This is a genomic window from Accumulibacter sp. (genome assembly GCF_016789985.1).
In the GTDB taxonomy this organism is placed as follows: domain Bacteria; phylum Pseudomonadota; class Gammaproteobacteria; order Burkholderiales; family Rhodocyclaceae; genus Accumulibacter.
This window is the reverse complement of sequence record NZ_JAEUOL010000166.1, coordinates 1-20,144: the sequence shown is the minus strand read 5'-3', so window position 1 is coordinate 20,144 and position 20,144 is coordinate 1. Positions and strand designations below refer to the sequence as shown.

Sequence of the window (20,144 nt, the reverse complement as noted above, 5' to 3'; positions counted from 1 at the left end):
GGCTGGCACGCTCCCGGGTTCGCCTGACAACGCTCCGGCTGCGGCTCGTCGATGCCCGGGCGGCCGGTGCTTTCTGCTAAGCTTTTACGGTTCTGGTCAGCGGCGCGCTCGATGAGAGGCGTCGGGACGGTTCGGTAGGGCTCATTTCTGGATACCCATGTTCGACCATTTGCGAAAATATGCCGCCACCTATATCGTGGCGACCGGCGGCATCCTGCTCACCTGCCTGTCATCGTGGAATGTGCGGCAGGAGCTGCAGACCAGCCACCTCAAGGAGTTCGAGTGGGCCGCCGGAGACCGTATCCAGTCGGTTCGGGCGGTCGCCGAGCAGGGGCTGGATGCGCTGCTGGAAATCCGCGGTCTGTTCTACGCGGCGCAGGGGATCGACGAGCAGGAGTTCCTGCTGTTTACCGATTCGGTGCTCAAGCGGCATTCCTACATCGACAGCCTGCTCTGGGCGCCGCTCCTGACCTCGTCGCGGCAGGCCTTGCCGGGAACGGCTCCCGGCCCGTCGCCGGCGCACAATGCGGGCCGGAGTGCGCCGGCGAGCCGGGGAGAGGTGCGTGTGCCGGTGCTGCTGTCGGCGTCGCGTGCGGCGTCGGTCGTCGCTCAGGGGCTCGATCTGAACGCGATCAGCGAACTGGCGCCGGTCTTCGCGCGCGCGCGGGAGAGCGGCAAAGTGGCGGTCAGCGGGCGCATGGAGGTGGCGCGTCCGGGCAACCAGGTGGCGCATGTCATCTACGCGGTACTGCCGGTTTACGCGCCGGGCTACGCGCGCGGCACGCCCGACGGACAGCGACCGGACCCGCTCGGCTTCGTCATCGGCGTCTATGACATCGAGGAACTGGTGCATGTCGCCATCAGTCTGCTCGAACCACGCGGTGTCGAGGTGCTGGTGCGGGACACGACGCCAGGCGGCGAGGCCCTGTTCCTCCACTTCTACGCCAGCCGACTGGAACCCCGACCCTTCGGCGCCGTCGAGGGCCTGATGCCGGAGGGGGACGAGGATCAGCCGCGCATGGTGGTCACCATTCCGGTGGGTGACCGTCGCTGGACGATCACCTGTGTCGCCACGCACACTTTCCGCAGCGCCGAGGCGTTCACCAAGGCCCACTGGTCGGTGCTGCTCGGCGGTTTCCTGTGTACCGCGCTGCTGGTTTCTTACCTGGTGCGCAGTCGTCGCGAACTCGAGAACAGGATCCAGCTGACGCAAACGATCTACGAGCGTGAAGAACTGTTCCGGCAACTGGCGGAAACGGTCGACGTCGTTTTCTGGGCGATCACCGCCGACGGGAAACGGCTCGAGTACATCGGTCCGGCGTTCAGGCAGCTGGCCGGGCGCGAGACGCCGCTGGACAATCCGACTCCGTCACTGGTGCTCGATCTTTTCGAGCCGGACGATCGGCGTGTCCTGGTCGATGCGCTCGAGCAACTGCGCCGCGAAGGCGGGCGTTTCAGCGTGCTGCTGCCGATGGCGCAGGGCGAGCGGGGGCTACGCTGGTTGCGGGTCTGCGGTTTTCCCGTGCGTGAGCCGGATTGCGAGCTGAGCCGCATCGTCGGCTTTCTGGAGGATGTCACCGAACACAAGCTGGCCGAGGATGCTCTGCGCGACTCCGAGGCGAGGTTGCGCACCCTGTTCAACCATTCCCCGGACCTCATCTTCACGGTCGATAGCGAAGCAAACATTCTGCTGACCAACCGGCCTTTGCCCCACCCGGTGGGCAGCGCCGGCGACCGGCGCTCGCCACTGATCCTGCCACCCGACGTTCGGCCGGGTTATCTGCAAAGGCTGCGACACGTTTTCGCAAGCGGGCGAATCGAGCATTTCCAGTACCGTTCGAGTGACGCCACGTGGTGGGAAATCCGCATGGTCCCGATCAGTACCGCCAACGTGGTGAAGGCAGCCATGGTGGTGATCAGCGACATCACCGAGAACCGCAAACTGCAGTGGCAGGCCATCCGCAGCGCCCGCCTCGCCTCGCTCGGCGTGCTGTCGGCCGGCATCGCGCACGAGATCAACAATCCGAACCACGCGATTCTGGCCAACGCGGCGCTGCTCGGGCGTATCTGGCAGGATGCGCTACCCATCCTCAACGAGTACGAGGAGGAGCAGGGCCGCTTCATGCTGGCCGGTTTGAGCTATGATCAGGCGCGACAGATCATCGCGCGCGGCATGAGCGACATCGGCGCCAACGCCAAACGCATCCAGAAGATCGTGCATGATCTGAAACACCTCGGCAAGCAGGATCGCGGTCACATGGATGAGCTGGCCGACATCGGCAAGATCCTGCCGGCGGTGGCGGCACTGCTCGAGGTCCGGATCAGGAAGCATACCGATGCCTTCAGCCTGAAGTTGCCCGAGAGTCTGCCACTGGTGCGGGGCAACGTGCAGCAACTGGAGCAGGTGTTCATCAATGTCGTGGTCAATGCCCTGGAATCGCTGCCCGAGCGCAACCGGTCGGTCCGCGTCTCGGCGAGAAGGGACGATTCAGGCGGCCGGCTGATCGTCGAGGTGGCGGACCAGGGGAAGGGGATCCCCGATGACGTCATGGCGCAGATCGGCGAGCCCTTCTTCACCACGAAAGCCGAGAGCGGTGGTACGGGTCTCGGACTGTCGATCTCGTCATCGATCGTCGAGCGGCATGGCGGGGTATTGCGTTTCGAGTCGAACGCCGATTGCGGAACCACGGTCAGCATCGATCTGCCGATCGCCACGGAGGAGTGAATGAAAGAAAAACCATTTTCCAGTCTGCCCGTTTTTCTCGTCGATGACGAGGAGTCGGTCCTGCACGCTTCCGCGGCGGTGTTGCGCAGCGCCGGTGTGGCCCGCCTCGAACTGCTGAGCGACAGCCGGGAGTTGCTGCCGGCGCTCGAGCGGCAGTCGGCGAGCGCCGTGCTGCTCGATCTTTCGATGCCGCATCTCCCCGGCAACAAGTTGCTGCCCGACATCGTTCACCTCTACCCCGAGGTGCCGGTGATCGTGATGACCGCGGCGCAGGATGTCGAAACCGCGGTGCGCAGCATGAAGGAGGGGGCATTCGACTACTTGGTCAAACCGGTCGAGGAAAGCCGTCTGGTGGCCAGTGTGCGCCATGCCCTCGAAGTGCACTCCCTGCGGCGGCAGATGGGGGTTCTCAAACGCTATCTTCTCTCGGACTGCCTGCAGAATAACGAAGCCTTTGCCGGCATCGTCACCAACAGCCGCAAGATGCGTGCCCTCTTTCAGTATCTCGAAGCGGTTGCGGTGACCGCCGAGCCGGTCCTGATCTCCGGCGAGACCGGAGCGGGCAAGGAAATGTTTGCGCATGCGCTGCACAAGCTGAGTGGCTTGAGTGGACAATTCGTCCAGGTCAACGTGGCTGGCCTGGACGACACGCTCTTCTCGGATACCCTGTTCGGCCACAAGAAAGGCGCTTTCACCGGTGCCGACCAGTCGCGTGCCGGCCTCATCGCGCAGGCGGCCGGCGGCACGCTGTTTCTCGACGAGATCGGCGACCTGTCGATGGCATCGCAGGTCAAGCTGCTACGCCTGCTGCAGGAGCATATGTACTTCCCGCTCGGCTCGGACGTCGCTCGCCCCAGTGATGCACGCGTCGTCTGCGCCACGAATTGCAATCTGGCGCAGATGATGCGCCAGAACCAGTTTCGTTCGGATCTCTTCTTCCGCCTCTCGGTGCACCAGATCGAGGTGCCGCCGCTGCGCCAGCGCAAGGAAGACATCCCCCTGCTCTTGCAGCACTTCCTCGACGAGGCGGCAGCGCTGATCAACAAACCGGCTCCCGAGCCGTCGAACGAGCTGATCACGCTGCTCTCGAACCACCATTTTCCCGGTAACGTCCGCGAACTGCGGGCGATGGTCTTCAACGCCATGGCGCTGCATCGCGGGGGATCGGTGCTGGCCATGGACAGCTTCCGGCAGGCGATGCAGAAGCAGCAGAAGGCGAGTGCCGACAATCTCCCCAGCGAACCGCCGGATGGACTGCCGATCCTCATTCCCGGGCGCTTTCCGACTCTCGATGAGGTCGAGGAGGCTCTGGTCAATGAAGCACTCAAGCGGGCCAAAGGCAATCAGGGTGTTGCCGCGACGCTGCTCGGCCTGTCACGTCCGGCGCTCAACAGACGTCTCGCCCGGCGTGCAATGCAAGCCGAATCGTGAGCCGGCGAAGTCGCAGGACATCCTGCTGCGGCTGAAGGTGACAGCCGGTCGTGCCCGGGGAAGCGGCACCGCGCTTCTGCGTGCCAGCGAGACAGTATCGATGGGGGTGTTACCTGTCGACATTTCGACAAACGCTTCATCGGTCTGTTTAAGCCATTCATAAAAATAGGAAAGATGACGAATTACAGGATCATCGTCATAAGTGTCTGTGCGTTTTGTTACACCCCATCAAGCCATCTGCCGGAAGCCGACATGTGGTCATAACAGCTTGGTTCGATACGGTTTTGCAGATTGTTCATGGTTTGGCACGTATCGTGCTTTCACGATGCGACGGCGTCTGGTGGGGCGGGCGCGCAGTGGTGTCGGTGATGTGGGTGTGCCACATGGCCGGCAAGAGTCAATAAACAGGATATCCGGGGGAGATGTCATTTGGATGCAAAAGGCGAGTTTGATCGCTGTTCCCGGCCGCTCGCGGCCGGTTGGACTGCGGACGGCAACTGTCCGGCCGACATGCCTGCCGAGCAGGGTCGCCGGCCCTGCTCGGCTCGGCAGGGGCCTGGCAGCCTGGCTCCGTTCGAGTATGGAGGGTCTGTCTTTTCGGCAATACGGGGGGCTCGGCGAGGGCTGACCGGCCGGTGCATGGTGTGGCGAACACCGCCCTCGATTCGCCCCACTTCAACCCACCACAACAACTACAGGGCCGCTCCATGAGCACATTGCTGATTCTGACGATCTTCACCGTTGCCATCGTCCTCTTTTTCGATTACACCAACGGTTTCCATGATGCGGCCAACATCGTTGCGACGATCATTGCATCGCGGGCGATGACGCCGGTACAGGCGGTGATCATCGTTGGTACCTTCGAGTTTCTCGGGCCGTTGCTCGGTGGAACGGCGGTTGCCAACACCATCGGCAAGTTCGTCACCCTGGGCGATGTGCAGGCAGTGCTCTCACTGGCCATCCTGATCAGCGGGCTGATGGGCGCGATCGTCTGGAACCTCGCCACCTGGTATTTCGGCATTCCGTCGTCCTCGTCGCATGCGCTGGTGGGTGGCCTGATCGGTGCCGTCATCGTCTCGGCCGGGGTGGACAACGTGGTCTGGGGCTTTTCCCAGTTGATGAATGGTCAGTTGACCGGCATCATGAAGGTGCTGGCCAGCCTGATCCTGTCGCCGATCATCGGCTTCTGGGCGGGTTTCCTGATGTTGCGCCTGCTGAACATCCTGCTGTTTACGGCTACTCCGGCGGCAAACAAAGGCTTGCGTTACTCGCAGTTCGTCACCGCTGCCGGTCTCGCCTTCTCGCATGGCGCCAACGACGCGCAGAAGAGCATGGGCATGCTGACCCTTGCCCTGCTCCTGGGTGGCTTCATCCCGACCTTCGAGGTTCCGTTCTGGGTCATGCTGGCCTGTGCCGTCGCCATTACCCTGGGCATTCTGTCGGGCGGCTGGCGAATCGTTCGCACGCTGGGTTTCGCGATCTACCGCGTTCGCCCGATTCACGCGCTGAGTTCGCAACTGACCTCGGCAGCGGTCATTCTTACGGCATCGGTGATCGGGGCGCCGGTGTCGACCACGCACGTCGTCGCTACCTCGATCATGGGCATCGGTGCTTCGGAGCGTCCGAAGGCCGTGCGCTGGAAAAAGGCCAAGGATATCGCCATCACCTGGCTGATCACCATTCCAGGCTCGGCCCTGGTCGCCATTCAGACATTCGCTCTCGTCAATCTCTTTCTCGGAAAGGCCTAAACATGTCGAACGCTGCTACCGCATCACCCTCCCTGACCCGCCGCATCCTGCACCGGGTCTTTCCGAAAGTCCCCAACTTTTTTGCCCTGCTGGCCGAGCAGAGCGACCAGGTGGGCCGCAGTGCTGCGCTGTTGGTCGAATACATGGGCTCCGGCAGTTCGGAAGTCGCCAAGCGGATCGTCGACGCCGAGTACGAGGGTGATCGGCTCAAGGTGCGTAACCTGACGTTGTTGAACGAGGCCTTCTCGACCCCGATTGACCGTGAGGACCTGCACCGGGCGATCATCAACCTCGATGAGATCATCAATAGCTGCAAGACGATCGTCGCCGAGATGGATGCCAATGTGCTGGCCCTGAAGGCCGACAAGTATTGCCTGGAGATGGCGGTCTGCCTGAAGGACGGCGCGGAAGCCGTGGCTGCCGGTTACGGGCGCCTGGGGTCCGATCCCAAACTCGGTCGTGACGACGCCGAGAAATCCGACAAGGCGGTGCGCAACCTGACGAGAACGCATCGGCGCGCTCTGGCCGAGTTGTTCAACGACACGGATTTCCAGCACATTTTTCGGCGCAAGGAAATCTACAATCAGCTCCTGAACGCCGGCCTGCGCCTGAACGTCTGCAACAGCACCCTGCTCGACATCGTCGTCAAACTCTGCTGAGCCGCGTCCCCGCGGCGACGTCGATCCCCGCGGGCTTCCCAGAGCGGGGTCCCGGCTTTTCCCCGGGATCCCCGTGGTCGTGCGCGGCGGCGGCATCGCTCCCAGCGTGCTGCCGCACAGCCTCGACCAAGCGGTCGGTGCGTGTGCCGGGTGCGCAACTGAAACTCCTTGCGGGCTTCACTGCCGGGCAGATCAGCGCGGTAGCGTGACGGCGGGCGCGACAGTTGTCCCCCTTTTTCTCGTCAAAGTCTCCGTGGCCGGCGCCCATGTCGACCGCCTTCCTGGCGATCGCGGCCCGCTGCAGATCATGCCGTCAGCTTGAAGTCTGCTGGCCCGCAGGCGGACCCGTCGCGTTGGGCGGTGTAACCGTTCCGTATCGCTCCGATTGCCGGAACACCCATTTAACGGCTTGTTTCGGCTCGATAATCAGGATTGCCGGTGGTGTCTCCGGAGCGCCTGCCATTCATTTTGTTTCACCCCGCATGCTCCCTCGGGTGCCCCGATGGATTGAGATACCATATTGATTATCAAGGAGTATTGACGACATTCTTTGATTGGCATGGTTTGTGCTTTGTTATGCTCAGGAGGCCGCCCGATGACTCATTTCAAGTCAGCACTCCGGCGAGGCTTCGACATCGCTGAAATGTCAGTTCAATTGCGGGGAGCATGATGATGGGTACTGAAACCGAACTCAATCTTTCACTGACGCCCGGGGTTGCCAGCCGTCTGGCCCGCCATCCCTTGTTGACCGAGGCGAAACCCTTGCGCCAGCGGGTGGTTGACACCTACTACGACACACTGGACCAGAGGCTGCGGCGCGAGCGTGTCGTTGTCGGTTACCGCAAGCAGGGCTCCAAGTTGCTGTCTTCGGTGCGTCGGGTGAGCCATCCGGGAGGCAGATCGCCGGGACGCGGACAATGGGAGAGCAACAGCCCGCTCGGCGAACTCGATTTCTCGCAGGTTGAAGATGGCAGTCTGCGCGAATGGCTGGAATCCTTGCGCGACGACCTGCGACCGGCCGTCAGAACCAGCCTGACCCGTAGTGCATGGGTGCTTGAACCGCGCGACGGGGTACGCATCGAGGTGGCCCTGCACCGCGGCTGGATCGAAGCCGAGGGCCGACGGCAACCGGTCTGCGAGCTCGGGATGGAACTTCTGTCGGGAGCGGTGACGGATCTCTTCTCGGCCGCCGGAGAACTGCAGTCGGATCTTTCACTGCACCCGGAAGTGGCCAGCCGCTTCCCATGCGGCTACGGCGTCCTGCCGGAGGAATCGCTGCAAGTCGTCAAGGCGGCGCCGGTCGACACGCATGCCGGAATGAGCGTCATTGCTGGCTTCCGGACGATCGCTCTGGCTTGCCTCAGCCACCTGCAAAGCAACGAAAGGGGTGTTTGCGAGAGCGACAATCCGGAATTCGTCCATCAGGCGCGGGTGGCCATCCGTCGTCTGCGCTCGGCGATTCGCGTCTGGAAGCCGCGCCTGCCGGTGGAATTCGTCACCAGTTTCGATCCGCTCTGGCAGCAGCTCGCCAGGCAGCTTGGGGAGACCAGAAACTGGGATGTTTTCGTCGCCGAGACCTTGCCGGCAATCGTCGCGGCTTTCCCGGATTGCCCCGAGATCACCCGGCTGTCAGACCATTCGCGTGAGCGCTGTGCGATCAATCGCGCCACCGCGCGCAGCACCCTCAGGTCGGCCGATTATTCCCGTCTGCTGCTCGAGTTTGCCGCCGCCGTTCACGCACTCCCCGAGCGCAAGGATCGCCGGCTGGACGTTTTTGCACCTCGCTGCCTCGACAAGCGCGCCAGGCAGGTATGGCTGCTGGCACAGGAAGCCTTGAGCAGTGACGCCACGGCCCGTCATCGTCTGCGGGTTTCGTACAAGCGCCTGCGCTACGCACTCGAATTCTTCGCCCCGCTGTTCGTCGGCGATCTGTTGCAACGCTATCACCTGGCCGCCAGCGGTCTGCAGGAAATGCTTGGCCAGCTCAACGATCTGGCGGTTGCCACGGAACTGCTCGAACAGGCACTCCCCGGTGAGCCGGGTGATCCCCTTCGCCGCTGGCTGGAGGTGCGCAGCGAAACTTTGCTGCCGGAACTCGGCGGTTTGCTGGACGACTTCCATCGGCAGAATGTTCCGTGGCGGAATCCATCGAGCTGAGATCGGCAGTCGGCGATTCGACGTAAGCAGTAGTCGTCCGGCGGCGCGTCCGCTTGAGCGCTGCCAGCAGGGTTCAGGCGCCACGCGCGTCCTTTCCACCCGCCGCGCTCGCCGGCCGTGGCGGGCGATGGGTGCGTCCTTCTTCCCGCGGTTCTCTCATCCTGCATCGCCATGTTCCGCACCTGGGCGGCGGTGCGTCTTCCAGGACGCCGTGCGGCAACAGCCGGGGGCGGTTGAAGTTGCCAGTCGAGATGCGTTGGTGAACCCCCGTTGTGACGCCTCACTGCGCTGCGACGGCAGCCAGTGGCTCCTTTCCGCATGATCGTCTCACCGGGGGCAGCACAAGCAGGCTCGTTTGTCTCCCACCGGCGGCGGTTGAGTTTCGCCGCTTCGGCCCGCCTGGTGGTCGGCAGAAGCTCGCGGTGTAACGCTCCGGCGTCTTGCCAGGGCTCCGATCGCCGCTCCCAAGTGGCTGTTTAACAGAGCAAAACGACTCTCACGTGCGGTTCCGAGCGGGATCGGTGGTGCGTTTTGTTGCACCCCCGGAGATCTCTACCCCGGTCCTGGAAATGTGTCTTAACAATCTGATTCCATGAAGAAACATGTGTTCGAACAGGGGCATCCGGAAATGGCACGATTCCTGCTTTTCTGGCATAAGAGCGCAATTGGCCGAAATGGTCGCCAGTCCCGGATGACTGGCGGCAGAGGCCGCGCCCAGCAAGCTTTCAATCACGGAAATCCGCCAGACAGCAAACGCAGGACAAGACAGGTGAATGCCATGACCATGATCCCTTTTGCCGAAGTCGTACGCAGAACCCGTCCGCCAGTTCGTCGTTCCGAATTACCCGACTTCTTCGGGTTGATCGACCAGCAGGCACGGGTGGTGGTGAGTCTGGCCAAGGCTGCCGGCGAGGTTCTGCAGGGAAAAGAGTCGGCACGCTCGGTTCGCCTGTTCGACCTCGAGCAGCGCAGGCAGGAACTGCGGCGCCGCAATCAGGCCGCGGTGGAATCGCTGTTCGGCTTCGCTGCCGGGGCGGAGGAGATCCAGTGGACCATGGACAGTCTGGATCAGGCGGCAGCGCGTCTGTTTCGCACGGCTGCTGACTTCAGCCAGTGGCCATCGGGTGTGGACGATGCGGTGCGCGAGATGATGGCGATCATCCTCAGGGCAAGCGAGAGTCTGCAGCAGGGTTACATCGGGCTGGCCAGCGGCTGGCCGCTGGGTGAGATTGATGTCGGGCAGGCGATGGGCAGCCGGGACATGCTTGGCAGCCATCGCGCAATGGCCCTGCGCGAACTGCTGCAGACCGGGAGTGCCCCTGTTTTACCGCCGGAGCAGGGGTTCCCCGCGCCTTTGCCGCCCGCTGCCAACGATCGCGAGCGCTGGCTGCACGAGCTGTATGCCAGTCTCGACAACATCGCGCAGCACCTGGCAAGTGCGGCAGGCATTCTGAGACGCTGGTCGCTCCGCCTGTCTGCCGGCCTGAACGATCTGGAGGCGGGCCTGTTTGGCGCGTCTTCCCTGCTTTGCCACAAGCTGGTCACCGTCTGAAATGAACACCTTACGCGCGGTTTATCGGGTCGGCTGCCGCGGGTGCACCTACCCTGGCCGCACAGACTCCAGTTCCTCATTCAACTCAGGAGAAGTCATCATGGAAACGCTGGCTCGAGTGGCCGAGGCGCCCGTTATCTCGACATCGACCGAAAACGATCTGGACAGCTATCTGGATACCGTTGCCGCTGCAACGGCGCTCTTCAGGTCAGCGGTTGACACCTATCTGCTGCACGGACCCGAGGGCGAGTCCTGGCAGCAGGCCAAACGCATGGCGGACCTCATGCAGACGCTCGACGACATGCAGCAGAGGCTGGAAACGGCGACAGGTGCCCAGTCGCGCCTCGGCGAGTTGATATCGGAGCTGATCGACCCGATGAGTGGCGTCAGTCGTTTGCTCAAGGACATGAAGCGACAGATTACCGGTTTCGCCATCGAGTCCGGCTTCTCTACTCCTGGCCGCTGCGTGCCCTCGCATCTGATCCCGGACGTCCAGGAACTGACCGATGAAGTGTGCGCGGCGGTCGATGCGCTGGTCGAGAGCTATCGTCCGTCCCTGCTCTGGCTGGAACAGGCCTCGATTCCTGATCGGGAGAATGGCGTCAGTTGGTATGAAGGCCAGGCAGATCGTCTCTCGATGCAACTGCTGAAGAAAATCTTTGCCGACGAAGGGCTGGACATCGAGAGCAAACTCCCGATGGCACAACTGATCGAGGAGATCGACCGCGTTGCCGATCAGGCTGAAAGCCTCGACCTCGAACTGCGTGCCAGTTGCATGAATTGCCTGCCCTTGTTCGCCATTGGCCATTCGCACTGATCAGGCACGCAGGGCCTGCGTCGATGGCGCGGGCGGCCAGCCGAACGCGGCCTCGTGATGAATGAAGGCCGCGTTTCGTTTTCGCCGCAGGCCGCGTGGCGGCGGCAAGCGGCTCGGCCAACGATCGCCTGATCGGAGACAGGATACGCGGTCGCCGTTCAGTGCGTCCGTGGTCGTGACCTGTTTGGTTCTTGCAGTGGCATTTTGCTTGCGTGCAGCGAGCGGTTGGTCGACCACACGCTCGTGGCGTGGGTGGGGTTTGATGGAGGTTTTAGCCTGTGGAACTGACGGCAGGGTTCAAGAACGACAAGCTGGTCGGTGATTTCTGGGGTGGCCTCGCGGCGATGCTGGTTGCCCTGCCCTCGGCGATCGCATTTGGTGTCACGATCTATTCCGCCATAGGGCCGGCCTATGCCGGCCTGGGCGCACTGGCCGGAATTCTCGGGGCGACCGCGCTCGGCCTGGTGGCGCCGGCTCTGGGGGGAACCAATCGTCTGATCACGGCGCCCTGCGCACCGGCCGCAGCCGTCCTCTCGGCCTTCGCCATCGAACTGGTGCAACACGGGGTGGCGGCGCCGTCGATCGTCCTGATGTTGACGGCGCTCGGCTTGGTATCGGGCCTGGTGCAGTTGATGCTCGGTTTCATGGGCATCGGCAGCCTGATCAAGTACATCCCGTTTCCGGTGGTCAGCGGCTATCTGACCGGTGTCGGATTGATCATCATCGGCAGCCAGATTCCGAAATTCCTCGGTGTCCCCGGTGGCATTTCGTGGTGGCGGGCACTGATCTCGCCCGAACTGTGGCAATGGCAGAGCGGATTGATCGGCGCTGTCACGGCGGGCGTGATGATCGGCGCGCCGCTGGTCACGCGCATCGTACCAGCCGCCATCCTGGGCCTGCTGGCCGGCGTGCTGACCTATTTCGGACTGGCGTCGATGGACGAATCGCTGCTGGTCATGGCGGGCAACAAGCTGATCATCGGTCCGCTCGGCGGTACGGCCTCGAGCATGCTTGAAGCGATCACCGGGCGCTGGCAGGAAATCGGCGAGCTCAAACTGAGTCAGATCGGCAGCCTGTTGGGGACGGCGTTCACATTGGCCGTGCTGCTGTCGATCGACACGCTGAAGACGGCGGTGGTGCTCGATGCGCTGACGCGCGGTCGCCACGACTCGAACCGCGAACTGGTTGCCCAGGGTCTCGGCAATGTCGCTTCGGCCTGTGCTGGCGGCATGCCGGGGGCGGGGCAGATGGGGGCGACCCTGGTCAATCTGGCGAGCGGCGGCCAGACCCGCGTTTCGGGAGTTGTCGAAGGTGTGATGTCGCTGATTGCCTTCCTCGCGCTGGGAGCTTTCATTGCCTGGATTCCGGTCGGTGCGCTGGCCGGCATCCTGATCGTCGTCGGCATACGGATGATCGACCGGCACAGCCTGCACCTGCTCGAGTCGCCGTGGACCCTGCTCGACTTCATCGTCATTGTGGCGGTGGTTGCCGTGGCAGTCGGCTACAGTCTGATCGCCGCCTCCGGGGTCGGGATTGCCCTGGCGATGTTCCTGTTCATTCGCGAGCAGTTGAGCAGCACGGTGATCCGCCGCAAACTGGACGGTGGCAGCCGCTATTCCAAGCGGGTGCGCTTGCGGCAGGACATGGAGGTGCTCGAGAAGGAGGGACACCAGACCGCCATCCTCGAGTTGCAGGGCAGCCTGTTCTTCGGTACCAAGGATCAGCTTTACACGGCGCTCGAGCCGGAACTCAAGAAGCGCCGGTTCATCGTCCTCGATATGCGGCGGGTGCAGTCGGTCGATGTGACCGCGGTGCACCTGCTGAGTCAGATTCGCGATTCGCTGATCGAGCGTGACGCATTCCTGATCTTCAGCAGCCTGTCGCACACCCTGCCGAATGGCCGGAACATCGGCGATTTCTTCGACCAGATGGAGCTGACGACAATGACCGAGCACGTCAAGGTCTTCCCCGAGCTCGACGACGCGATCGAATGGATCGAGGATCAGGTCCTCGGCCAAGGCCAGGGGCCGCTTCCTGGTTCGGAGGTTGCAGCGCTCGAACTGAGTGATCTCGAGCTTTTCCGTGATCATAAAGAAGAGACGCTGAACGACCTTGAAGCATGCCTGGAACGCCGATCGATTGTCAAGGGTGGCAAGGTCTACTCGTTTGGCGACCCCGGCAACGAGCTCTACCTGATACGCAAGGGAGCGGTGCGCATTACCCTGCCGGCGTCTGGCGAGGCCAACGGCCACCACGCCCTGACCTATGGCCGTGGCGATTTCTTCGGTGGCATGGCTTTCCTCTCGCAGATGACCCGCTTCAACGATGCCACCGCACTCGAAGACAGCGAGCTCTTCGTCCTGCAACGCGAACAGTTCGAAAGACTGCGCGAGGACCACAAGCGACTGGCCTGCCACTTGGTGGAGGCGGTTGCCAAGGTGCTGGCTCTGCGCTTGCGCTACTCTGACAAGGAACTGATGGCCATGCAGGAATAACTCGTTTGTTCCGGAGATATCGTTCGGCTTGTGGCAAGGCTCTGGCCGGCAGCGCTGGCTGGCTCAACCCCTTGGCGCGTAGCCGTGACGGCCCTTGCCCGGCGTCACACTTCTTTTTCCGGCCGACGTCGCGACGGGAGGGTCGATTTCGGTTATGATAAGATGTGCCATTGGGGAGTCATGGAATGGCGCCAACGGGTGGGAGAACAAGAATGTTCCAACATATCCTGCTGCCGACTGACGGCAGCCAGTTGTCACGCGATACCGCTCAACGAGCGGTATCTTTTGCCAAGGCAGCCAACGCCACGATCACGGCGTTGTATGCCAAACCCGTGGGGCATACGGAGAACATTGCCGAACTGGTGGAGCCGGCCGTACTCGATCGCCTGGTTTCCGGGTCCGATGGCAAGTCCAAGGACTACCTGGGTTTCATCAAGAAACTGTGCAAGGAAGCGGGAGTCGAGTGTGCGACCCTCTCGGTGGTCAGCGACACGCCCTGGGAAGCGATCATCAACGTCGCAGAAGACAACAACTGCGACCTGATCTTCATGTCCAAGCATGGTCGCGGCGGTCTGTCGTCGCTCCTGCTGGGCAGCGAAACCTACCGGGTGCTGACCCACTCGAGCATCCCGGTGCTGGTCTATCGTCCACCCGAAGTCGACGCCAGCCGTCGCAAGGCCAAGGAAAAGGCACGCGAAAAGGAACGCAAAAGGGCCTGAGCGGGCTCCCGGCGCAGGCCCGTTTTCGGCAGGCATCAGCTGAGGGGCGGGCAACCGGCGGGCAGACCTCCGGTTGCCCGGCCAAGCGCGTGGCGGGTGTCGTGCCGGGCTGATGGCACCCTCTTACTGGCAACAGGCTTGCAGCGAGCTGGCACGGGCCGACCCGGTGCTGGCCGGTCTTGTCGGGCGCTACGCCGGCGTCGGGCTGGTCTCGCGCGGCGATCCCTTCGTGACGCTGTTACGTTCGATCGTCGGGCAGCAGATTTCCGTCAAGGCGGCGGATAGCGTCTGGGCGCGCTTTCTCGCCATCTTCTCCAACCCGACGCCGGTCGAGGTTCTCGGCTGCCCCCCCGAGGCGCTACGTGGCTGTGGTCTGTCGGCACGCAAGGTCGAATATGTGATTGATCTCGCCCGGCATTTCGCCAGCGGGCAGCTCGACGTGGGACGCTGGTCGGCGATGAGCGATGAGGAACTCGTCACCGAGCTCACCACGGTGCGCGGCATCGGTGTGTGGACGGCGGAAATGTTCCTGATCTTCAATCAGTTACGCCCGGATGTCTGGCCGCTCGACGACCTCGGCCTGCAGCGGGCGATGGCCATCCATTACTACGGCGGCGAACGTCCGCCGCGCCGGGTCCTCGCCGCACATGGCGAGCGCTGGCGTCCCTGGCGCTCGGTGGCGACCTGGTACCTCTGGCGCAGTCTCGACCCGCTGCCGGTCGAATACTGAGGCACCGGGTCTGCCCGGGTGAGTCGCGGTGCGCAAGGGACGGCTTCAGCCGCTGTTGCGCAGTCCGGCGGCGATACCGTTGATCGTCAGGTGGATGGCGCGTTTCACCCGTTCGTCTTCGTTGCCGCCGCGCAGGCGCTTGATCAGCTCGATCTGCAGGTGATTCAGCGGATCGAGGTAAGGGAAGCGGTGGCGGATCGAACGGGCGAGCAAAGGATTGTCCTCGAGCAATTGCGCCTGCCCGCTGATCGTCAGCAGGGCGTCGATGGCCGCCTGCCATTCGGCCTTCAGACGCGGGAAGATCGCTGCACGCAACGCCGGGTCGGTCACCAGTTCGGCGTAGCGTGAGGCGATCGCCAGGTCGCTCTTGGCCAGCACCATATCCATGTTGGAGAGCAGCGTGCGGAAGAAGCTCCACTCCTGGAACATCTGGTGCAGCATTGCGAGGTCGTCCGGACGGGCGGCGAGAAATTCGCGCACCGCACTGCCGAAGCCGTACCAGCCGGGCAGCATCAGGCGGCACTGTGCCCAGCTGAAGACCCAGGGAATCGCCCGCAGATCTTCGATGGCGGTCGTTTTCTTGCGCGAGGCGGGTCGGCTGCCGATGTTCAGGTGCGCGATCTCGGCGATGACGGTCGATTCCCAGAAGTAGCGCTCGAAACCCTCGGTCTCATAGACCAGGCCGCGGTAGGCGCGATAGGCCGACTGCGAGAGCGCCTCCATCGCGTCGAGGTATTCCGGACGCGGCGCCGGATCGGCCGGCGCCAGCAGCGTCGCTTCGAGCACCGCTGCCGCGAAGATCTCGAGATTGCGGCGGCCAACCTCCGGATTCGAGTACTTGCTGGCGATCACTTCGCCCTGCTCGGTGATGCGCAGCCGTCCCTGCACGGCGCCACCGGGCTGGGCCAGGATGGCCTGGTAGCTGGGGCCGCCGCCGCGGCCCACCGAGCCGCCCCGACCGTGAAAAAGGCGCAGCTTGACCCGGTGGCGGGCGAACACTTCGACCAGCGCGATCTCGGCCTTGTACAGCTCCCAGCCGGAGGTCAGGAAGCCACCGTCCTTGTTGCTGTCCGAGTAGCCCAGCATGACTTCCTGCAGGTCGCCGCGGCTGCTCACCAGGCTGCGGTAGGCCGGCAGGGAGAGCACCTCGTCCATGACCCGCGGGCAGTTGCGCAGGTCCGGAATGGTTTCGAACAAGGGCACGATGTTCACCGCCAGCTGTTGCGACTGCGGCCACAGCAGGCCGCATTCCTTGAGCAGCAACGCGACTTCGAGCAGGTCCGACACGCCGTCGGTCTTCGAGATGACGTAGTTCTGGATGGCGTCGGGCCCGTAGGCGCGGTGGGCGTCGGCGGCGCTGCGGAAGATCTCCAGCTCGCCGCCGGTTTCTTCGCCGTAGCCGAGGTGCGCCGAGGCCAGGGGCCGCGCCGAGGTGATCTCGGAAAGCAGCAGGGCAACGCGGTCTGCCTCGTCAAGCTTGTCGTAGCCGGTGCCGGGCAGCGCTGCCTCGAGCAGTTCGCCGACGACCCGCGCGTGCACGTCGGAGTTCTGGCGCAGGTCGAGCGACGCCAGGTGAAAGCCGAAGATGGCGACCGCCCGCCGCAGTTCGCGCAGACGGCCGCCAGTCAACAGTTGCGAGCCGTTGGCGACCAGCGAACGATGAATCACTTCGAGGTCGGCCGCATACTCGCCGGCGCTGGCATAGGGCGCCGCTTCTCCGACCGCATGGCGCTCTGCTTCGATGCCATCGAGGCCGCGTGCGGTGGCCGCCAGACGGGCGTAGATGCCGGTCAGCGCGCGCCGGTAGGGCTCGTCGCTGCGTGCTCCCGAGGTATCCGGCGAGCGTGCCGCCAGCTCATGCAGGGCCTCGGAGACGCTGACCAACCCCTCGGCGAGCGACAGCTCGGCGCCGAGAGCATGGATCTCGTCGAGGTGGAAGCGCAGTGCGCGTGCCGACTGCAGGCGAAGGGCTTCGCGCGTCACGCCGGCGGTGACGAAGGGATTGCCGTCACGGTCGCCGCCGATCCAGCTGCCCAGGCGCAGGAAGGCGGGCAGTTCGTCATGGATGGTGCCGAGGTGGTCCTCGAGCCAGCCATAGAGACGGGGCAGTTCGCGCAGGAAAGTGTAGTCGTAATAGGACAGGCCGTTGACCACCTCGTCCAGCACCAGCAGGCGGGTGTTGCGCAGCATGCGCGTCTGCCACAGGGTGAGGACGGCGCGGCGCAGCCCCTCGGCGAGCCGGTCCTGCTCGTCGGGGGTGAGCTGTTTGCAGTCGCGCAGATGGAGCAGTTCGGCGATCGTGCGCTGCCCGTTGAGGGTACTCTTGCGCTGTACTTCGGTCGGGTGTGCGGTGAGTACCGGCACGATCGAAGCGCTCGTGAAAAAGTCACGCAACTGTGCCGCATCGATGCCGGCGACGCGGGCGCGGGCCAGCGCATGCGCCAGGCTGCCCTCGCGCGCTGGCGAACCGGCGATCAGATGAGCGCGCGAACGCCGGATATGATGCTGGTCCTCGGCGATGTTCGCCAAGTGCGAGAAGTAGCTGAAGGCGCGAACCACGGCCTGCGTCTGGTCGCGTGACAGGCTGTCGAGAATGGCCACCAGTTCCTGTTTGGCACCGCTGTCCTCGTCACGGTGAAAGCGGATAGCACTGACCCGGATGTGCTCCACCAGTTCGAAAGTCGCTTCCCCTTCCTGGGCGCGCAACGTGTCGCCGAGCAGGCGGCCAAGCAGCCGGATGTCGTCACGCAGGGGCAGGTCCTTGTCCTCGGCAATCTCTTCCGGCATCGTGTTCTCCTCTGTTCGGTTTGCGCTGCGAGAATACAGCACAGGGCGCCGCCAGCGTACAGTGCGTCGGCAGCGTTTTCCTTCAGCAGCCGATGACCTTGAACTCGACGCGGCGGTCGAGAACGTCGCTGGCGTCGTCAGCGCCGGTGCCGACCAGGTTCTCGCGCGAACCGGCGCCATTGGCGATGCTGCGTCTGGCGAGTTGCGGCGCCGCCAGTTCGAGGCGATCCTTGATCGTTTGCGCGCGCAGCAGCGAAAGTCGTTCGTTGAGCGGCTCCGGACCGCTGTGGCTGGTGTGGCCGACGATTTCCAGACAGGCCTTGCTCTGTGCGCTGCGTTGCGCAATCTGGTTCAACCAGATGGGATAAGGGCCGCTGATCTGCGGGTCCGGCCAGAACTGGGTGGAGCCGGGGCGGAAGAGGAACTTGACCGAGAGTTGACGGTTGGCGAGACCGTAGTCGACGATGCGTGCATAGGCCCGTGTCGCCTCGTCGTGCCGTTTGAGCTTCCAGTTCGCCAGGTAGACGCCGTTGTGGGCGCGCAACTGATCGCCGCCGGGTGTGCGCAGTGCGCTGTGGTAGAGTTCGAGCGATTCCTGGTAGCGCCGGGCGTTGTAGGCCCGGGTCGCGTCGTTGATCAGTGCCGCGGCGAGGATGCGCTCGGCGTAGACCGGATTGATCGGATCGCCCGCCTTGCTGCCCTGGCAGGTCTTGATGTAGCCTTCGCTCGCCGGGTCCCTGGTCCACGCCGGGCTGTCGGCGTCGAAGGGCAGTGGCGCCAGGTCGACGCCGGTGGGTCGTGCGCGGGCAACCCCCTTGGCAATCACCTTGCCGGTCTTCAGGTCGGCCAGGGCAAGGCAGATGCGAAACGCGTCGCGTTCGCCGACCGGCTGGCCGGCGGCCTGGTTGATCGGGGTGAAGGTGCCGACCAGTACCAGCGGCTGCCTGGCGAGGCTGGCGGTGCTGAATTCCGCCACTGCGAAGCGCGTATGATCGCGTCGTACGAGGTCGACAATCTTTTGTTCCATCGAACGGGTCGCAATGGACCGGGTGCCGGTGACTCCGTCCACCAGGGGGTCGATCACCAGGGTCTGACCTTGGTTGATGCTGGCTGACGTGCCTGCCTTTTTGAGCAGGTCGTTGGCTGCAGCCAGCACCGCGTCGTCGAAGGCCAGCGGAGACGGTGGGGCCGGGTCAGTCTGACGGGCGCTGCCTGGCGGCGCCACCTGACAGGCGCTCAGCACGATGGCGGCCAGCCAGGTGGTCAGTTGCCTGCGGTGGTGGGCGCTGTCTTTCATGGTCTGCACTCCTTCTGGAAGTAAGCACGGTCGTCGGCGGTCAACGGGTCGCCGAGCCCCTGGCGTTCGAGCAGGTCGCGGCAACGCGCCGGACGCACCGGCTGCGCGGTGGCCCGGGCTGGCGGAGGTACCGCCCTGGCGGGGCTGGTGGCGCTGGCGTTCGCTACCTTGTCCGTGCCGGGTGCCGGCGCCGGCACGTCGGGCCGGCTGGGCGATGTGCCGGAGAGCGGCGCAGGCATTGCCGTGACGGCCGCCGGCGGGCTGCTCGGGCTGCCTGGAGGTGGGGCAGCCTGAGTAATTCCCGGGGGGGTCCCGGTACGCGCCGGGGTTGTCTCGCCGGCGCCGTGCCGCTGCCAGACAAGCGCGCCGGTGACGGCGAGCACGACCAGCAGTCCGGCACTGGCGAGGAGCAGTGGGCGCTGCGTCCGGCCGGCGGCCGGCAGCGCCGAAGTCGGGCCGGCAGGGGGCGGAGGCGTCGCGCAGCGAGGCCCGAGCAAGGCCTCGACGCCGGCCACCAGATGGCGGAAGCCGGGAGCATCGGGCGAACCATCCCAGCCGACCAGATCGGCCGCCTGGATTCCGCGAAAGCCGAGTGGTGGTGCCACGGGTTCGAGCAGGGCCGGCACCAGTCTGGCGCGCGTGCGACCTTCTTCGGCTTCTTCGCTGACCCAGGCGCTGGCGATCGAATTCTGCGACCAGAGAACCACCATGCAGCCCATGTCGTTCAGCGCGTTCTCGATCACCTGGCGCCAGGTCATGCCGGCCGCGATCTTGCGGTCCCACCAGACGGTGAACCCCCTGGCCTCGAGCCGGCAGGCGACCTGGCTGGCTGTAGCGCGGTCTTCGGTCGCATAACTGAGGAAAATGTCGGCCATGAGTGTTTTACCTGCCTAACCATTCATGATTCGGCTTACTCGCCCCCGAGCATGAAAGCCCTGATCGGGTGCACCATGTGAGGTGGCACGCAGGCGCGTAGAGGTCGCAATACGAATGAAGGCCCGACCCCGGCGCCTAACCGGACCTTCAC

Annotated in this window: 13 protein-coding genes; 10 read left to right on the top strand and 3 right to left on the bottom strand. The window is 64.1% G+C overall.

The annotated features are described in order from the left end of the window. Positions 1–157: 157 nt before the first annotated feature. The 10 genes from JNK99_RS09690 (at position 158) to JNK99_RS09645 (ending at position 15,033) form a co-directional block, all read left to right on the top strand. A complete protein-coding gene (locus tag JNK99_RS09690; protein ID WP_291852028.1) occupies positions 158–2,725 on the top strand; it encodes an ATP-binding protein in 2,568 nt (855 codons plus the stop codon). Beyond that, complete coding sequence (locus JNK99_RS09685; protein ID WP_291852025.1) at positions 2,726–4,156, top strand: sigma-54 dependent transcriptional regulator; 1,431 nt, start codon at positions 2,726–2,728, stop codon at positions 4,154–4,156. Positions 4,157–4,863: 707 nt separating this feature from the next. Next, positions 4,864–5,904, top strand: a complete 1,041-nt coding sequence (locus JNK99_RS09680; protein ID WP_291852022.1) for an inorganic phosphate transporter — start codon at positions 4,864–4,866, stop codon at positions 5,902–5,904. Between the two features lie 2 nt (positions 5,905–5,906). Beyond that, positions 5,907–6,563, top strand: coding sequence for a DUF47 family protein (locus JNK99_RS09675; protein ID WP_291852019.1), 657 nt, complete (start codon positions 5,907–5,909; stop codon positions 6,561–6,563). Between the two features lie 672 nt (positions 6,564–7,235). Next, complete coding sequence (locus tag JNK99_RS09670) at positions 7,236–8,720, top strand: CHAD domain-containing protein (RefSeq protein ID WP_291852017.1); 1,485 nt, start codon at positions 7,236–7,238, stop codon at positions 8,718–8,720. 778 nt (positions 8,721–9,498) lie between these two features. Beyond that, positions 9,499–10,272: a hypothetical protein gene (locus tag JNK99_RS09665; RefSeq protein WP_291852015.1), complete on the top strand. Its 774-nt coding sequence runs from the start codon at positions 9,499–9,501 to the stop codon at positions 10,270–10,272. A 100-nt stretch (positions 10,273–10,372) separates the two neighbouring features. Further along, complete coding sequence (locus JNK99_RS09660; protein ID WP_291852013.1) at positions 10,373–11,089, top strand: hypothetical protein; 717 nt, start codon at positions 10,373–10,375, stop codon at positions 11,087–11,089. 278 nt (positions 11,090–11,367) lie between these two features. Further along, a complete protein-coding gene (locus tag JNK99_RS09655) occupies positions 11,368–13,584 on the top strand; it encodes a SulP family inorganic anion transporter (protein ID WP_291852011.1) in 2,217 nt (738 codons plus the stop codon). Positions 13,585–13,796: 212 nt separating this feature from the next. Beyond that, a complete protein-coding gene (locus tag JNK99_RS09650; protein WP_291852008.1) occupies positions 13,797–14,303 on the top strand; it encodes a universal stress protein in 507 nt (168 codons plus the stop codon). Positions 14,304–14,415: 112 nt separating this feature from the next. Further along, complete coding sequence (locus JNK99_RS09645) at positions 14,416–15,033, top strand: DNA-3-methyladenine glycosylase (protein ID WP_291852005.1); 618 nt, start codon at positions 14,416–14,418, stop codon at positions 15,031–15,033. A gap of 45 nt (positions 15,034–15,078) precedes the next feature. On the opposite strand, the gene ppc is transcribed toward JNK99_RS09645, so the two are convergent. The 3 genes from ppc to JNK99_RS09630 form a co-directional block, all read right to left on the bottom strand. Then, positions 15,079–17,820 carry a phosphoenolpyruvate carboxylase gene (ppc, locus tag JNK99_RS09640; RefSeq protein WP_291852002.1) on the bottom strand — a complete coding sequence of 914 codons (2,742 nt, stop codon included), beginning with the start codon at positions 17,818–17,820 and terminating at the stop codon, positions 15,079–15,081. 82 nt (positions 17,821–17,902) lie between these two features. Beyond that, positions 17,903–19,117, bottom strand: a complete 1,215-nt coding sequence (locus JNK99_RS09635) for an OmpA family protein (protein ID WP_291852000.1) — start codon at positions 19,115–19,117, stop codon at positions 17,903–17,905. Further along, positions 19,114–19,992: a TIR domain-containing protein gene (locus JNK99_RS09630; RefSeq protein WP_291851997.1), complete on the bottom strand. Its 879-nt coding sequence runs from the start codon at positions 19,990–19,992 to the stop codon at positions 19,114–19,116. The genes JNK99_RS09635 and JNK99_RS09630 overlap by 4 nt, the downstream gene beginning before the upstream one ends. Positions 19,993–20,144: the final 152 nt, after the last annotated feature.

Coding starts and splice junctions, on each gene's coding strand:
- JNK99_RS09690 (WP_291852028.1), top strand. CDS start 158: ATGTTCGACCATTTGCGAAAATATGCCGCCACCTATATCGTGGCGACC.
- JNK99_RS09685 (WP_291852025.1), top strand. CDS start 2,726: ATGAAAGAAAAACCATTTTCCAGTCTGCCCGTTTTTCTCGTCGATGAC.
- JNK99_RS09680 (WP_291852022.1), top strand. CDS start 4,864: ATGAGCACATTGCTGATTCTGACGATCTTCACCGTTGCCATCGTCCTC.
- JNK99_RS09675 (WP_291852019.1), top strand. CDS start 5,907: ATGTCGAACGCTGCTACCGCATCACCCTCCCTGACCCGCCGCATCCTG.
- JNK99_RS09670 (WP_291852017.1), top strand. CDS start 7,236: ATGGGTACTGAAACCGAACTCAATCTTTCACTGACGCCCGGGGTTGCC.
- JNK99_RS09665 (WP_291852015.1), top strand. CDS start 9,499: ATGACCATGATCCCTTTTGCCGAAGTCGTACGCAGAACCCGTCCGCCA.
- JNK99_RS09660 (WP_291852013.1), top strand. CDS start 10,373: ATGGAAACGCTGGCTCGAGTGGCCGAGGCGCCCGTTATCTCGACATCG.
- JNK99_RS09650 (WP_291852008.1), top strand. CDS start 13,797: ATGTTCCAACATATCCTGCTGCCGACTGACGGCAGCCAGTTGTCACGC.
- JNK99_RS09645 (WP_291852005.1), top strand. CDS start 14,416: ATGGCACCCTCTTACTGGCAACAGGCTTGCAGCGAGCTGGCACGGGCC.
- ppc (WP_291852002.1), bottom strand. CDS start 17,820: ATGCCGGAAGAGATTGCCGAGGACAAGGACCTGCCCCTGCGTGACGAC.
- JNK99_RS09635 (WP_291852000.1), bottom strand. CDS start 19,117: ATGAAAGACAGCGCCCACCACCGCAGGCAACTGACCACCTGGCTGGCC.
- JNK99_RS09630 (WP_291851997.1), bottom strand. CDS start 19,992: ATGGCCGACATTTTCCTCAGTTATGCGACCGAAGACCGCGCTACAGCC.